The organism is Streptococcus sp. 29892 (assembly GCF_032594935.1).
Classification (GTDB): Bacteria; Bacillota; Bacilli; order Lactobacillales; family Streptococcaceae; genus Streptococcus; species Streptococcus hyiners.
This window is the reverse complement of sequence record NZ_CP118734.1, coordinates 1,699,126-1,714,599: the sequence shown is the minus strand read 5'-3', so window position 1 is coordinate 1,714,599 and position 15,474 is coordinate 1,699,126. Positions and strand designations below refer to the sequence as shown.

The 15,474-nt window shown below is 44.0% G+C and carries 7 protein-coding genes, 4 tRNA genes, 3 rRNA genes and 1 pseudogene; 14 read left to right on the top strand and 1 reads right to left on the bottom strand.

Annotation, left to right across the window (positions count from 1 at the left end; translation table 11 throughout):
• The first annotated feature begins 52 nt into the window (after positions 1–52).
• From rpoE to recG, 14 genes and pseudogenes are all read left to right on the top strand, one after another.
• The gene (gene rpoE / locus PW220_RS08575; protein WP_248055412.1) at positions 53–634 is read left to right on the top strand and encodes a DNA-directed RNA polymerase subunit delta; all 582 of its coding nucleotides are present in this window, start codon (positions 53–55) and stop codon (positions 632–634) included.
• A 165-nt stretch (positions 635–799) separates the two neighbouring features.
• Positions 800–2,404, top strand: a complete 1,605-nt coding sequence (locus PW220_RS08570; RefSeq protein WP_105113267.1) for a CTP synthase — start codon at positions 800–802, stop codon at positions 2,402–2,404.
• Positions 2,405–2,525: 121 nt separating this feature from the next.
• Positions 2,526–4,085 carry an ATP-binding cassette domain-containing protein gene (locus PW220_RS08565; protein WP_248055410.1) on the top strand — a complete coding sequence of 520 codons (1,560 nt, stop codon included), beginning with the start codon at positions 2,526–2,528 and terminating at the stop codon, positions 4,083–4,085.
• Between the two features lie 122 nt (positions 4,086–4,207).
• A tRNA-Leu gene (locus PW220_RS08560) sits at positions 4,208–4,293 on the top strand.
• Positions 4,294–4,608: 315 nt separating this feature from the next.
• Positions 4,609–5,490, top strand: coding sequence for a class II fructose-bisphosphate aldolase (locus PW220_RS08555; protein ID WP_105109964.1), 882 nt, complete (start codon positions 4,609–4,611; stop codon positions 5,488–5,490).
• Between the two features lie 325 nt (positions 5,491–5,815).
• Positions 5,816–6,004 carry a 50S ribosomal protein L28 gene (gene rpmB / locus PW220_RS08550; protein WP_001140948.1) on the top strand — a complete coding sequence of 63 codons (189 nt, stop codon included), beginning with the start codon at positions 5,816–5,818 and terminating at the stop codon, positions 6,002–6,004.
• 165 nt (positions 6,005–6,169) lie between these two features.
• A pseudogene (tnpA, locus tag PW220_RS08545) lies at positions 6,170–6,640 on the top strand (IS200/IS605 family transposase); the annotation flags it as partial.
• Between the two features lie 588 nt (positions 6,641–7,228).
• A 16S ribosomal RNA gene (locus PW220_RS08540) occupies positions 7,229–8,785 on the top strand.
• 52 nt (positions 8,786–8,837) lie between these two features.
• Positions 8,838–8,910, top strand: a tRNA-Ala gene (locus PW220_RS08535).
• Positions 8,911–9,076: 166 nt separating this feature from the next.
• Positions 9,077–11,979: ribosomal RNA gene (locus PW220_RS08530) — 23S ribosomal RNA — on the top strand.
• Between the two features lie 85 nt (positions 11,980–12,064).
• Positions 12,065–12,180 (top strand): 5S ribosomal RNA (gene rrf, locus PW220_RS08525).
• The 16S, 23S and 5S rRNA genes sit together here with 3 tRNA genes alongside, the layout of an rRNA operon.
• Positions 12,181–12,185: 5 nt before the next feature.
• A tRNA-Asn gene (locus tag PW220_RS08520) sits at positions 12,186–12,258 on the top strand.
• 23 nt (positions 12,259–12,281) lie between these two features.
• Positions 12,282–12,353, top strand: a tRNA-Glu gene (locus PW220_RS08515).
• Between the two features lie 60 nt (positions 12,354–12,413).
• A complete protein-coding gene (gene recG, locus PW220_RS08510) occupies positions 12,414–14,432 on the top strand; it encodes an ATP-dependent DNA helicase RecG (RefSeq protein WP_248053955.1) in 2,019 nt (672 codons plus the stop codon).
• Positions 14,433–14,483: 51 nt separating this feature from the next.
• Here the strand turns inward: recG and PW220_RS08505 are convergent, their stop codons facing one another.
• The gene (locus PW220_RS08505; RefSeq protein ID WP_248053956.1) at positions 14,484–15,443 is read right to left on the bottom strand and encodes an asparaginase; all 960 of its coding nucleotides are present in this window, start codon (positions 15,441–15,443) and stop codon (positions 14,484–14,486) included.
• Between the last annotated feature and the right edge of the window lie 31 nt (positions 15,444–15,474).

Below are 15,474 nucleotides of genomic sequence, written 5' to 3'. Positions count from 1 at the left end.
ATTAGCAGTTTTAGCGTAAAATAGAAAGGAAAGACAAAAAAGGAGAAAAGCCTTGGAACTTAACGTATTTGCAGGACAAGAAAAAAGCGAACTTTCCATGATTGAAGTAGCGCGTGCTATTTTGGAAGAACGTGGACGCGACAATGAAATGTATTTCAATGACTTGGTCAATGAAATTCAAAACTACCTTGAAAAATCAAACAGTGACATTCGTGCAGCCTTGCCAACCTTCTATTCTGATTTGAATGTGGACGGCAGTTTCATCCCGTTAGGAGAAAATAAATGGGGTCTTCGTTCGTGGTATGCCATTGATGAAATCGATGAAGAAGTAATCACTCTTGAAGAAGATGATGAAGATGCACCAAAACGTAAGAAAAAACGTGTTAATGCCTTCATGGATGGTGATGAAGATGCCCTTGACTACGGTCATGATGATCCAGAAGATGAGGATGATTACTCTGATAGATTGTCATCTGAATATGATGATGAAAATCCAGATGATGAGAAGGATGAAGTAGAATCGTATGACTCTGAAATCAACGAAATTATCACGGATGATGAATTGGATGATGAACAAGTTGATCTGGGTGAGGTGGATGATGACTACTCAGATGAGGAAGGTATTGACGAATAATCATATAAAATTGTATTTGACAAGACCACTAAATTACGATAAGATATTATCGGGCACCTCTTTTGAGGTCGGAGCTCCCTAGTCAATAGGGAGCTATTTTTGTTTTTTCTTCAAGATGGTTAAAAAACACCCCGTCATTAAGAAGACAGCAGAGGAGGAGTTTGCATGACAAAATATATTTTTGTAACAGGTGGCGTTGTGTCATCGATTGGTAAGGGGATTGTGGCAGCGAGTTTGGGCCGCCTCTTAAAGAATAGAGGATTGAAAGTTACTATCCAAAAATTTGATCCCTACATCAACATTGACCCAGGAACCATGAGTCCTTATCAACATGGGGAAGTATTTGTGACAGATGATGGTGCAGAAACAGACTTGGACCTTGGTCACTATGAGCGTTTCATCGACATCAACCTCAACAAATATTCCAACGTCACAACTGGTAAAATTTACAGCGAAGTCCTTCGCAAAGAACGTAAGGGAGAGTACCTAGGAGCAACGGTTCAGGTGATTCCACATATTACGGATGCGCTAAAGGATAAAATCAAGCGAGCAGCTCGTACGACAGATGCGGATGTCATTATTACAGAAGTAGGTGGTACGGTTGGTGATATTGAAAGCCTGCCCTTCCTTGAAGCCCTACGTCAGATGAAAGCGGATGTCGGCTCAGATAATGTCATGTACATCCACACCACCCTCTTGCCTTATCTCAAGGCGGCAGGAGAAATGAAGACCAAGCCGACTCAGCATTCGGTCAAAGAACTGCGTGGACTTGGTATTCAACCAAATATGTTGGTGATTCGGACAGAACAGCCAGCAGGTCAAGGCATTAAAAACAAACTAGCCCAGTTCTGTGATGTGGCACCAGAAGCGGTCATTGAATCATTGGACGTTGAACACCTTTACCAAATCCCTCTCAATATGCAGGCACAAAATATGGACCAGATTGTCTGTGACCATTTGAAATTAGATGTGCCACCAGCAGATATGACAGACTGGTCTGCCATGGTTGACAAGGTTCTCAACCTCAAGAAAACAGTTAAGATTGCCCTTGTTGGTAAATATGTCGAGCTCCAAGATGCCTACATTTCAGTTGTAGAAGCCTTGAAACACTCTGGCTATGCCAACGATGCTGCTATTGAGTTGGATTGGGTCAATGCCAATGACCTGACAGCAGAAAATGTCGCTGACCGACTTGGACAAGCCCAAGGAATCATCGTACCAGGCGGCTTTGGTCAGCGTGGTACAGAAGGAAAAATCCAAGCCATTCGCTATGCGCGTGAAAATGACGTGCCAATGCTAGGGGTCTGCTTGGGCATGCAGTTGACCTGTGTGGAATTTGCCCGCCACGTCCTTGGCCTAGAAGGTGCCAATAGTTTTGAGCTGGATCCTGAAACCAAGTATCCGATTATCGATATCATGCGTGATCAAATTGGCGTGGAAGACTTGGGGGGAACGCTCCGTCTGGGGCTGTATCCAAGCAAACTCAAACGTGGCTCCAAGGCTGCTGCAGCCTATGACAATCAAGAAGTTGTCCAACGTCGCCACCGCCACCGTTACGAGTTTAACAATGACTTCCGTCAACAATTTGAAGCAGCTGGCTTTGTTTTCTCAGGTGTATCACCAGACAACCGCTTGGTTGAGATTGTCGAAATCCCTGAGAATAAGTTCTTTGTGGCCTGTCAGTATCATCCAGAACTCCAATCTCGACCAAACCGCCCAGAAGGGCTTTACACCGCCTTTGTCACAGCAGCGGTTGAGAATGAAAAATAAATGAAGAAGGTTGGCTTAGGTCAACCTTTTGCTATCATGCGAAAAAATCTATTACATATATGTTGTCAATTTCACAAAATACTTGGATATGGTATACTAAAGATATTGAAGGAGAACTACTGTGAAGAAATTACACTTTATGTTGACCGTGATTTGTATTACCATTGTGGCGGCCTTAAATATCTTTTTTAACTACCATATATCTAATATTATTGATAGCCTAACTGCGAAAGACAGTCTTGCATTTTACGACAGCATCCTGTTGATAGTGGGCGTCGTTCTACTTTTACTGGCGGCGGAATTGGTGAGGCAGATTAGCAATCAACGTTTTCTAAATCAGATTTCTTATAAGATTCAAGCTACGCTGGTTGGTCGCATTCTAACTGGAAGAAGTCTCCTTAGTCAATCAGAGGTCAGTGGCTATGTTTCTAAAATCAATAACGACATCGAAAGGGTTACAGAACTTTATTACGATACCTTTTTTTCACTTTATCAGGGTCTGGTGTCTTTTCTGATTGCTAGTATCGCCTTGTTTTCTCTGGACATTCAAGTATCTCTTACGATTTTGTTGGTGTCGACCATTCCTGTAGGCATTCCGTATTTGGTTAATAGCTATCGAACCAAGGTAGAGGAAGCTATCTCACTAGAGAAAGTTTCTTACCAGTCCAAACTTCAGGATTTGTTGGGCAATTTATTGCTTGTCAAAAACAATGGTCTTGGTCAGCAATTTTACAAAAAAATAAATCAGCAATACCAGCAGATAAATACTCAAGAAGATAAGCGCGCCTTTCTAACGGCTGTGGTCAATATAGGCTCAGGTTTCTTTTTCTACCTGACGACAATGATCATTCTCTTTATCGGCGGACAAAAGGTTTTAACAGGACAGATGAGTTTGGGTGCCCTTGTTGCCATTTATAGCATTTCGCTAGAGCTAATTTCACCAGTCGGACTGATTGCTTCATCTATCTCAGATATGACCTCTGTTCGAACAATCCGAAAAGATTTGGTAGGAAATGATACTGTTGACTTTGCTGAAGTTAGCGGAAATCCAAATTTCTCAACTCTACGTATAGAAGGTCTTGACTACCGAGTGGATCATGGTAGCTTGTTCAACCACCTTCATCTACAATTTGATGCCGGCAAGAAATACTTGATTCAAGGAGAGAGTGGTGTGGGTAAGTCAACCCTGGTCCATCTACTGACGCAAAATACAAAAGAGAGAGTTCCAGGAATTTACTTAAATGACCAAGCCCTGTCGTACCTGTCTTATGAAACCGTCCAATCCTATATCAGCTTTGTACCCCAAAAAGTCAATCTTTTTCAAGATAGTATCTGGTACAATATCACTCTTGGGAGAGTAGTAGATGATGAACGAGTATTCAAGTGGCTCCATCGATTTGGTTTATCAGAACGTTTTCCTAATAAGGAAAGTATGATGACTGAAAGATTTGATGAAACGACCAGTCTTTCTGGTGGTCAGCAACAACTGCTAGTAATCATTCGTGTTCTACTTCTAGGAAAACCGATTCTAATCTTGGATGAAACCCTGTCTGGTTTGGATGATGAAACCTTCAAATCTGTTGAACAAGCCTTGCTAGCGGAGCAAGGACAAACCCTGCTTCATATTAGTCACCGTAGTATGTATAAAGAAAGATACGATGAGGTGATTAGGCTAGAATAGTTTGGGTGCTACAATAACTTTGTAAATCAAGGTTCGAAAATAAAAATGAACAAAATAATTATTTTTTTCAAAAAAAGTGTTGACAGTCCTCTATTCTCGTGTTATACTAAATCTTGTGTTAAGCGGGGATGGCGGAATTGGCAGACGCGCAGGACTAAGGATCCTGTGATCGCTTTAGATCGTGTGGGTTCAAGTCCCACTCTCCGCATCAGTGGACTAGCTCAGGCTAGTCCTTTTGCTTTGTCTTTTTGAGTATATCCTTGTTCATCATTCTCTTTAATTTGAAACTTAGTTTCTATAAATGAAGTTGAAAGTCATCGGAGGCTTGTCAAGTCCCGCTGGAAAATTTAAAAACTTAGAGAATATGAAGTAAGTGGATTTAAGGAAGAGAAGTTACTTTATCATGAAACTTATGTGAAAATTTTCTCAAAACCCTATAGTTTCAGCTAGCATTTTCAAAATAAAAATGGTAGAATAGAAGGGTATGAGGTATAACCTCAAAAAATATTAGGAGGCTATCGAAATGCCATTAGTTTCAGCAGAAAAATTTGTCCAAGCAGCGCGTGACAACGGTTATGCAGTTGGTGGATTTAACACAAACAACCTTGAGTGGACTCAAGCTATCTTGCGTGCAGCAGAAGCAAAACAAGCTCCAGTTCTTATCCAAACTTCTATGGGTGCAGCTAAGTACATGGGTGGTTACAAAGTAGCTCGTAACTTGATCGCTAACTTGATCGAGTCAATGAACATCACAGTTCCAGTTGCTATTCACCTTGACCATGGTCACTACGAAGATGCACTTGAGTGTATCGAAGTTGGTTACACTTCTATCATGTTTGACGGTTCACACCTTCCAGTGGAAGAAAACCTTGCAAAAGCTAAAGAAGTTGTAGAATTGGCTCACGCTAAAGGTATCTCAGTTGAGGCTGAAGTTGGTACTATCGGTGGTGAAGAAGACGGTATCGTTGGTACTGGCGAATTGGCTCCAATCGAAGATGCAGTAGCAATGGTTGCAACTGGTATTGACTTCTTGGCAGCTGGTATTGGTAACATCCACGGTCCATACCCAGCAAACTGGGAAGGTCTTGATCTTGACCACTTGCGTAAATTGACTGAAGCTGTACCAGGTTTCCCAATCGTATTGCACGGTGGTTCTGGTATTCCAGATGAGCAAATCCAAGAAGCAATCAAATTGGGTGTTGCTAAAGTCAACGTTAACACTGAGTGCCAAATCGCATTTGCAAACGCAACTCGTAAATTTGCAGCAGCTTATGAAGCAAATGAAGCAGAATACGACAAGAAAAAACTCTTTGACCCACGTAAATTCTTGGCTGACGGCGTAAAAGCTATCCAAGCATCTGTTGAAGAGCGTATCGACGTATTTGGTTCAGCGAATAAAGCTTAATATTACTGCGAAGAAATTTTTGATTTCGAGCAAACAAAGCTTAATTAGAATAATACTGAGAACCTGACAAATGTTGGGTTCTTTTTTTGCAAACCTGGTCCGTGCACCTATTGTCTAAGCCTTATTTCTGCTAAAGCAAAATGAAGTTCTTTTATAGAAGTAAAATAAATTCCAACTATCTGAAATCGTTCTAGCTTAGCTAGCAAGAAGAATGCAAATAAAAAATAAAAATATTTCTTGCCAAGTCCATACTTTTCTGATAGAATAGTATGGTATGTGGTGCTAGCACATCCGATATATTTGATCAAATGAGGAGGAATATACAATGGCTAAAGTATGTTATTTTACTGGTCGTAAGACTGTATCAGGTAACAACCGTTCACACGCTATGAACCAAACGAAACGCGCAGTTAAACCAAACCTTCAAAAAGTTACTGTTTTGATTGATGGCAAACCTAAAAAAGTTTGGGCTTCAGCTCGTGCTCTCAAATCAGGTAAAGTTGAGCGTGTATAATAAGAAAGTCGCTAGAATAGTCTAGCGACTTTTTTGTCCCCTGAAAACCACTAGCTATGCTAGTGGTTCAGTAGAGCTTCTAGCGAGGTATTAAAAAATCCTCCCAAAGTGATAAGATAGAAGTGGTTTCCCCGCCACTACATCAAATCAAATAGGAGGTACCTCATGAGAGAGGATAATGAAAGTTTATCACATACTCGCTGGAATTGTAAATATCATCTAGTTTTTGCGCCTAAATATCGTCGTCAAATCATTTACGGCAAGTATAAGGTCAGTATCGGAAAGATTATCCGAGATTTGTGTGAGCGAAAAGGAGTCACTATCCCTGAAGCTAATGCCTGCCCTGATCATATTCACATGTTAGTTAGCATTCCACCCAAAATGAGTGTTTCCAGTTTTATGGGCTATTTAAAAGGTAAGAGTAGTTTAATGATTTTCGACAAACATGCCAATCTAAAATATAGGTATGGGAATAGAAAGTTTTGGTGCAGAGGCTACTATGTGGATACGGTAGGACGCAATCAAAAAGTGATAGCAGAATACATACAAAACCAATTATAAGAAGACAGGGTAGCGGACCAGCTCACTTTGTTTGAAACGGTTGACCCATTTACATGGGAAAGCAACAGGAAAAAAACTGATGGTGCTTTAGCACCTGCTCGGGAAAGTGGTGCGCGAGGAAGCTATTTCAGTGGGCCTTTGGCCCTGGCCGGAACAAGCGGCTTATAGCCGCAGAACAAACCACCAGTTCGACTGGTGGTTTTGATTGTATATGACAACAAAACCAAGAAGCGGTAGATTATAAGAAGTACTTCGTATAAGATAGTTAGAAGGAAATCTCTGCATAATAAGTTCTTGACAATCTCTCACAGCGATGATAGAATAACTGAGTTGTCTTTTGAGGACGTGTTGACAGAAAGAAATGAAAAAATTTTCAAAAAAGAGTTGACAAGTAGATAAGAAGATGATAGAATGAATGGGTTGTCAAATCTTCGTCTCTGTTGATTCTGAAGAAATTAAAAAAAGTTTCAAAAAAGAGTTGACAAGCAGTTGAAGAAATGATAAACTAAGATAGTTGTCGCAAGAGAGTGATGATGAACAAGGCCTTTGAAAATTAAAGAAGACGAACCAAACGTGCAGGGTGATTTATCTAAGGATAAATCGTCAATGAACAAAAAACAATAAAACGGAAAGCTAGTGATAGCTTGAGTTTGAATCAAAACTTTTAATGAGAGTTTGATCCTGGCTCAGGACGAACGCTGGCGGCGTGCCTAATACATGCAAGTGGAACGCACTTATTTCACCGGAGCTTGCTTCACCGAGATAAGTGAGTCGCGAACGGGTGAGTAACGCGTAGGTAACCTGCCTCATAGCGGGGGATAACTATTGGAAACGATAGCTAATACCGCATAACAGTATTTACCGCATGGTAGATACTTGAAAGGAGCAATTGCTTCACTATGAGATGGACCTGCGTTGTATTAGCTAGTTGGTGGGGTAACGGCTCACCAAGGCTTCGATACATAGCCGACCTGAGAGGGTGATCGGCCACACTGGGACTGAGACACGGCCCAGACTCCTACGGGAGGCAGCAGTAGGGAATCTTCGGCAATGGGGGGAACCCTGACCGAGCAACGCCGCGTGAGTGAAGAAGGTTTTCGGATCGTAAAGCTCTGTTGTAAGAGAAGAACGTGTGTGAGAGTGGAAAGTTCACACAGTGACGGTATCTTACCAGAAAGGGACGGCTAACTACGTGCCAGCAGCCGCGGTAATACGTAGGTCCCAAGCGTTGTCCGGATTTATTGGGCGTAAAGCGAGCGCAGGCGGTTTGATAAGTCTGAAGTAAAAGGCTGTGGCTTAACCATAGTACGCTTTGGAAACTGTCAAACTTGAGTGCAGAAGGGGAGAGTGGAATTCCATGTGTAGCGGTGAAATGCGTAGATATATGGAGGAACACCGGTGGCGAAAGCGGCTCTCTGGTCTGTAACTGACGCTGAGGCTCGAAAGCGTGGGGAGCGAACAGGATTAGATACCCTGGTAGTCCACGCCGTAAACGATGAGTGCTAGGTGTTGGGTCCTTTCCGGGACTCAGTGCCGCAGCTAACGCATTAAGCACTCCGCCTGGGGAGTACGACCGCAAGGTTGAAACTCAAAGGAATTGACGGGGGCCCGCACAAGCGGTGGAGCATGTGGTTTAATTCGAAGCAACGCGAAGAACCTTACCAGGTCTTGACATCCCAGTGACCGCCCTAGAGATAGGGTTTCTCTTCGGAGCACTGGTGACAGGTGGTGCATGGTTGTCGTCAGCTCGTGTCGTGAGATGTTGGGTTAAGTCCCGCAACGAGCGCAACCCCTATTGTTAGTTGCCATCATTCAGTTGGGCACTCTAGCGAGACTGCCGGTAATAAACCGGAGGAAGGTGGGGATGACGTCAAATCATCATGCCCCTTATGACCTGGGCTACACACGTGCTACAATGGCTGGTACAACGAGTCGCAAGTCGGTGACGACAAGCTAATCTCTTAAAGCCAGTCTCAGTTCGGATTGTAGGCTGCAACTCGCCTACATGAAGTCGGAATCGCTAGTAATCGCGGATCAGCACGCCGCGGTGAATACGTTCCCGGGCCTTGTACACACCGCCCGTCACACCACGAGAGTTTGTAACACCCGAAGTCGGTGAGGTAACCTTTTAGGAGCCAGCCGCCTAAGGTGGGATAGATGATTGGGGTGAAGTCGTAACAAGGTAGCCGTATCGGAAGGTGCGGCTGGATCACCTCCTTTCTAAGGAAACGGAACCTGTACGTTAATCTTCTTTAATTTTGAGAGGTCTTGTGGGGCCTTAGCTCAGCTGGGAGAGCGCCTGCTTTGCACGCAGGAGGTCAGCGGTTCGATCCCGCTAGGCTCCATTAACAACGGAAGTTGTTAAGGAATTGTCCATTGAAAATTGAATATCTATCAAACATTCCTGATGTATCTGCAAGGATACATTAAGAAATAGTAACAAGAAAATAAACCGAAAACGCTGTGAATATTTAATGAGTTTTCTAATTTTTGAAAAAATTAGGTTAATAAGGTTAAGTTAATAAGGGCGCACGGTGGATGCCTTGGCACTAGAAGCCGATGAAGGACGTGACTAACGACGAAATGCCTTGGGGAGCTGTAAGTAAGCAATGATCCAGGGGTGTCCGAATGGGGGAACCCGGCAGGTAATGCCTGTCACTCACTACTGTTAAGGTAGTGTAGAGGAAGACGCAGTGAACTGAAACATCTAAGTAACTGCAGGAAGAGAAAGCAAAAGCGATTGCCTTAGTAGCGGCGAGCGAAACGGCAGGAGGGCAAACCGAAGAGTTTACTCTTCGGGGTTGTAGGACTGCAATGTGGACTTAAAGAGTATAGAAGAACTACCTGGGAAGGTAGGCCAAAGAGAGTAATAGCCTCGTATTTGAAATAGTCTTTATACCTAGCAGTATCCTGAGTACGGCGAGACACGCGAAATCTCGTCGGAATCCGGGAGGACCATCTCCCAACCCTAAATACTCTCTAGTGACCGATAGTGAACCAGTACCGTGAGGGAAAGGTGAAAAGTACCCCGGAAGGGGAGTGAAATAGAACCTGAAACCGTGTGCCTACAACAAGTTCGAGCCCGTTAATGGGTGAGAGCGTGCCTTTTGTAGAATGAACCGGCGAGTTACGTTATGATGCGAGGTTAAGTTGAAGAGACGGAGCCGTAGGGAAACCGAGTCTGAATAGGGCGCATTAGTATCATGACGTAGACCCGAAACCATGTGACCTACCCATGAGCAGGTTGAAGGTGCGGTAAGACGCACTGGAGGACCGAACCAGGGCACGTTGAAAAGTGCTTGGATGACTTGTGGGTAGCGGAGAAATTCCAAACGAACTTGGAGATAGCTGGTTCTCTCCGAAATAGCTTTAGGGCTAGCGTCGACATTAAGAATCTTGGAGGTAGAGCACTGTTTGGATGAGGGGGCCATCTCGGTTTACTGATTTCAGATAAACTCCGAATGCCAAAGATTTATGGTCGGCAGTCAGACTGCGAGTGCTAAGATCCGTAGTCGAAAGGGAAACAGCCCAGACCACCAGCTAAGGTCCCAAAATAATTGTTAAGTGGAAAAGGATGTGGGGTTGCACAGACAACTAGGATGTTAGCTTAGAAGCAGCTATTCATTCAAAGAGTGCGTAATAGCTCACTAGTCGAGTGACCCTGCGCCGAAAATGTACCGGGGCTAAAACAATTTACCGAAGCTGTGGATAACACTTAGGTGTTATGGTAGGAGAGCGTTCTATGTGTGAAGAAGGTATACCGTGAGGAGTGCTGGAACGCATAGAAGTGAGAATGCCGGTATGAGTAGCGAAAGATGGGTGAGAATCCCATCCACCGTAAGACTAAGGTTTCCAGGGGAAGGCTCGTCCGCCCTGGGTTAGTCGGGACCTAAGGAGAGACCGAAAGGTGTATCCGATGGACAACAGGTTGATATTCCTGTACTAGAGTATGAAGTGATGGAGGGACGCAGTAGGCTAACTAAAGCGGGCGATTGGAAGTGCCCGTCTAAGCAGTGAGGTGTGATATGAGTCAAATGCTTGTATCTGTAACATTGAGCTGTGATGGGGAGCGAAGTTTAGTAGCGAAGTTAGTGACGTCACACTGCCGAGAAAATCTTCTAGCGATGTATCATACTCTACCCGTACCGCAAACCGACACAGGTAGTCGAGGCGAGTAGCCTCAGGTGAGCGAGAGAACTCTCGTTAAGGAACTCGGCAAAATGACCCCGTAACTTCGGGAGAAGGGGTGCTGACTTTAAGTCAGCCGCAGTGAATAGGCCCAAGCAACTGTTTATCAAAAACACAGCTCTCTGCTAAATCGTAAGATGATGTATAGGGGGTGACGCCTGCCCGGTGCTGGAAGGTTAAGAGGAGGGTTTAGCGCAAGCGAAGATCTGAATTGAAGCCCCAGTAAACGGCGGCCGTAACTATAACGGTCCTAAGGTAGCGAAATTCCTTGTCGGGTAAGTTCCGACCCGCACGAAAGGCGTAATGATTTGGGCACTGTCTCAACGAGAGACTCGGTGAAATTTTAGTACCTGTGAAGATGCAGGTTACCCGCGACAGGACGGAAAGACCCCATGGAGCTTTACTGCAGTTTGATATTGAGTATCTGTACCACATGTACAGGATAGGTAGGAGCCTAAGAAGTCGGGACGCCAGTTTCGACAGAGGCGCTGTTGGGATACTACCCTTGTGTTATGGCTACTCTAACCCGGTAGGTTTATCATCTACGGAGACAGTGTCTGACGGGCAGTTTGACTGGGGCGGTCGCCTCCTAAAAGGTAACGGAGGCGCCCAAAGGTTCCCTCAGAATGGTTGGAAATCATTCGCAGAGTGTAAAGGTATAAGGGAGCTTGACTGCGAGAGCTACAACTCGAGCAGGGACGAAAGTCGGGCTTAGTGATCCGGTGGTTCCGTATGGAAGGGCCATCGCTCAACGGATAAAAGCTACCCTGGGGATAACAGGCTTATCTCCCCCAAGAGTTCACATCGACGGGGAGGTTTGGCACCTCGATGTCGGCTCGTCGCATCCTGGGGCTGTAGTCGGTCCCAAGGGTTGGGCTGTTCGCCCATTAAAGCGGCACGCGAGCTGGGTTCAGAACGTCGTGAGACAGTTCGGTCCCTATCCGTCGCGGGCGTAGGAAATTTGAGAGGATCTGCTCCTAGTACGAGAGGACCAGAGTGGACTTACCGCTGGTGTACCAGTTGTCTTGCCAAAGGCATCGCTGGGTAGCTATGTAGGGACGGGATAAACGCTGAAAGCATCTAAGTGTGAAACCCACCTCAAGATGAGATTTCCCATAACATTATGTTAGTAAGAGCCCTGAGAGATGATCAGGTAGATAGGTTGGAAGTGGAAGTGTGGCGACACATGTAGCGGACCAATACTAATCGCTCGAGGACTTATCCAAAAAATAAACTAGAGTCAATATTGACAGCGTTGGTTTTTCTTGATAGAATGTAGATATTCAATTTTGAGTTGACAAGACTCAATAGTTAAGTGACGATAGCCTAGGAGATACACCTGTACCCATGCCGAACACAGCAGTTAAGCCCTAGAACGCCTGAAGTAGTTGGGGGTTGCCCCCTGTGAGATACGGTAGTCGCTTAGCGAAATTCCGCCATAGCTCAGTTGGTAGAGCGCATGACTGTTAATCATGATGTCACAGGTTCGAGCCCTGTTGGCGGAGTAAAGAGAAATCTTTAGTTATATGGTCCGTTGGTCAAGGGGTTAAGACACCGCCTTTTCACGGCGGTAACACGGGTTCGAATCCCGTACGGACTATATGGAAGGGCAGTAGCCCTTTTTTTGTTATCTAATTGAGTTTTATTATATAATTAAATTATGAAAAGTTTGTCAGATTATTTATCAGTTTTGCCTGGGATTGGACCAAAATCAGCAGAGAAATTTTTGAAATTAGACCTTGAGACGATTGGTCAGCTATTAACTTATTATCCTTTTCGGTACGAGGACTTTGAAAGCAAGTCAATATTGGATTTGCAGGATGGGGAAAAGGCTGTAGTGGTCGGTCATGTGGTATCTCCAGCAAATGTGCAGTATTATGGTTACAAGAGAAATCGGCTACGGTTTTCGATTAAGCAGGGTGAGGTAGTGGTTTCTGTTTCTTTTTTCAATCAGCCTTACTTAGCTGATAAGATTGTAATGGGGCAGCAAGTTGCGATTTGGGGTAAGTGGGATAAGGCCAAAGCTAGTTTGACTGGCATGAAGGTGTTAGCTCAGGTGTCTGAAGATTTGCAGCCTGTTTACCATGTGGCTCAAGGAATTTCTCAAGCGAACTTGGTCAAGGCTATAAAAGCGGCTGTTGATCAAGGCTATTTGGAGCTCTTGGAAGAGAATTTACCAATCGTTTTGTTGGAGAAATACCGCCTTTTAAATCGTAGACAGGCCGTTTTGGCTATGCATTTTCCGACAAATTTGGAAGAATACAGGCAAGCTCTGCGACGGATTAAATTTGAGGAATTATTTTATTTCCAGTTGCAGTTGCAACTCTTAAAAGCTGGTAATCGAGATGTTTCCAATGGTTTGATGATTGAGTATGATTTGAATACAGTTAATCGACAGATTGAGAAATTGCCTTTTGAATTGACGGCTGCCCAGGCCAATGTCTTGTCGGAAATTTTGGCTGATATGCAGTCGCCTAGTCATATGAATCGTTTATTACAAGGGGATGTTGGTTCTGGTAAGACGGTGGTTGCTGGATTAGCCATGTTTGCGGCTGTTTCGGCTGGTATGCAGGCTGCGATTATGGTGCCAACGGAAATTTTAGCAGAACAGCATTATCAGAGTTTGCGGCAGCTTTTTCCAGATTTATCTATTGCACTTTTGACGGGTGGTATGAAGGTAGCGGAACGTAGAACAGCATTGGAAGCTATTTCTGATGGACGGGTAGATGTGATTGTTGGGACGCATGCTCTGATTCAAGAGAGTGTGTCTTATCATCAACTGGGACTAGTTGTGACGGATGAGCAACATCGTTTTGGTGTCAAGCAAAGGCGTTTGTTCCGAGAAAAAGGGGATAATCCTGATGTGCTGATGATGACTGCGACCCCTATTCCAAGGACTTTGGCTATTACTGCCTTTGGCGATATGGATGTGTCAATCATTAATCAACTGCCTGCTGGTCGCAAGCCGATTATTACTCGTTGGGTTAAGCATCAGCAATTGCCGACTGTTTTAGAGTGGCTTGAGAAGGAGCTTAGGAGTGGGGCTCAGGTCTATTTTATTTCTCCCCTAATCGAAGAGTCTGAAGCCTTGGATTTGAAGAATGCCATTGACTTGCAAGCTGAGTTACAAGCACATTTTGGAAGTCAAGTTACGGTTGATTTGTTGCATGGGAAGATGAAGAATGACGAAAAAGATGCGATTATGCAGGCTTTTAAGGACAGGAAGTCAGATATTTTGGTGTCGACAACTGTTATAGAAGTTGGAGTCAATGTGCCCAATGCAACTGTAATGGTTATTATGGATGCTGACCGTTTTGGTTTAAGTCAGCTACATCAGTTACGAGGTCGTGTTGGGCGTGGTCATAAGCAGTCTTATGCTGTTTTAGTTGCCAATCCCAAAACGGAGTCAGGTAAAGAACGGATGAAGATTATGACTGAAACCACAGACGGATTTATACTGGCTGAAGCGGATTTAAAAATGCGTGGGTCTGGTGAAATTTTTGGAACTCGGCAATCAGGTTTGCCAGAATTTCAAGTGGCTAATATTGTGGAAGATTATCCGATTTTGGAGGAAGCTAGACGGGTTGCAAGTCAGATTGTCAGTGAAGAAAATTGGCAGAAAGATCCCAACTGGTCCGTATTGTTAAATCATTTGAAGGATAGAGAAGAATTAGATTAGGGATGAAAAAGACCGAGCAAGTATGCCGGTCTTTTGAAGTATATGTGAGGTTTATCCTTGGATATAATCAGCTAAAGCCTGTCCTTTCAAGCCTGCGTTGAGGGCAATTAGTAGTTTCAGTCGAGCTTTTTGTGCATTCAATTCTTTGACAAAAAGGATACCGTCTTGTTCTAGCTGAATGCCACCGCCCTGATAGGCATAAACAGGTTCTGCTATTCCATTGAAACAACGAGAAACTAGGACGATGGGGATGTTTTGAGTGAGAAGGTTTTGGATAGCAGGAAGGATGGTCGGTGGGAGGTTTCCTGCTCCAAGGGCTTCGATGACTAAGCCTGAAATGGCTGAATGTGAGAGTGAATCAAGGAGAACAGAGTCCATATCTGCATAGGCTTTGAGAATTGGAACTGTTCCAGAGATATGTGATAAGTCAAATCGGACACGAGGTTCTGCCGTTTTAAAATAGAGAATTTCACGTTTGGTAACCAGTCCAAGAGGTCCATGGGTTGGTGTTTGGAAGGTAGAAACGTTGGTTGTATGGGTCTTGGTAACATATTTTGCGGCATGAATTTCATCATTCATGACAACCAAGATACCTTTGTCTGCTGATTTTTCATCAGCTGCGACCCGCAGGGCTGTTCGATAGTTGTAAACTCCGTCGCTACCTAACTCATTGGATGAACGCATGGCTCCAGTTAATACGATTGGTTTTTTCGGAATAGCCATGGTATCAAGGAAATAGGCTGTTTCTTCCAGTGTATCGGTGCCATGTGTAATGACAAAACCATCAAAGTTGTCTTGCTCAGTCTTGATTTTTTGATAGAGAGCCATCATGTGTTCCAAACGGATATGAGGGCTTGGGACATTGAGAAAATCGACGGATGTGACTTGAATTTCTTCAATGGGGGTGTCGATTTGTGTCATCGGATTGATTTGACTGCTTGCTACGTGACCGTCTTGGTCGGCTTGCATGGAAATAGTTCCACCTGTGTGTAAGGCGAGAATTTTTTTCATAAATTTTCTGTTTCTTTCAAAATGTGATATA